Raw genomic sequence first — 515 nt, 5'->3', positions numbered from 1 at the left:
AATTGGTAGACACAAGGGATTTAAAATCCCTCGCTGGTAACAGCGTGCCGGTTCAAGTCCGGCCCCGGGCACCATTTGTGGTTAACTACAACACCAAATGTAGTTATAAAAATGATATTAGAGCTAATATGATGCGGCACTAGCTCAGTTGGTAGAGCGCAACCTTGCCAAGGTTGAGGTCACGAGTTCGAGCCTCGTGTGCCGCTCCATATTAGCTTTATCCACTTGCTTTAAATAGCAAACCCGATGCCCGGGTGGTGGAATTGGTAGACACAAGGGATTTAAAATCCCTCGCTGGTAACAGCGTGCCGGTTCAAGTCCGGCCCCGGGCACCATTTTGATAAAGAAAAATTTGCGGCACTAACTCAGTTGCCAGAACGTTATCATCGCAACCCCAAGGTTGTGCACCAACGGACAAAATACTGACAGAAACAAATTTGCGGCACTAGCTCAGTTGGTAGAGCGCAACCTTGCCAAGGTTGAGGTCACGAGTTCGAGCCTCGTGTGCCGCTCCA

Annotated in this window: 3 tRNA genes; all 3 read left to right on the top strand. The window is 49.3% G+C overall.

The window, feature by feature from the left end:
- Positions 1–133: 133 nt before the first annotated feature.
- The 3 genes from HUS62_RS22450 to HUS62_RS22440 all read left to right on the top strand — a co-directional run bounded on the left by HUS62_RS22450 (position 134) and on the right by HUS62_RS22440 (position 515).
- Positions 134–209: transfer RNA gene (locus tag HUS62_RS22450), tRNA-Gly, on the top strand.
- A gap of 39 nt (positions 210–248) precedes the next feature.
- A tRNA-Leu gene (locus HUS62_RS22445) sits at positions 249–335 on the top strand.
- Positions 336–439: 104 nt separating this feature from the next.
- Positions 440–515 (top strand) — tRNA-Gly (locus tag HUS62_RS22440).

It is taken from the genome of Pseudoalteromonas sp. 0303 (genome assembly GCF_013349995.1).
Lineage (GTDB): Bacteria > Pseudomonadota > Gammaproteobacteria > Enterobacterales > Alteromonadaceae > Pseudoalteromonas.
Note: the sequence above shows the minus strand (reverse complement) of the source record. Positions and strands in the feature narration are given on the sequence as shown.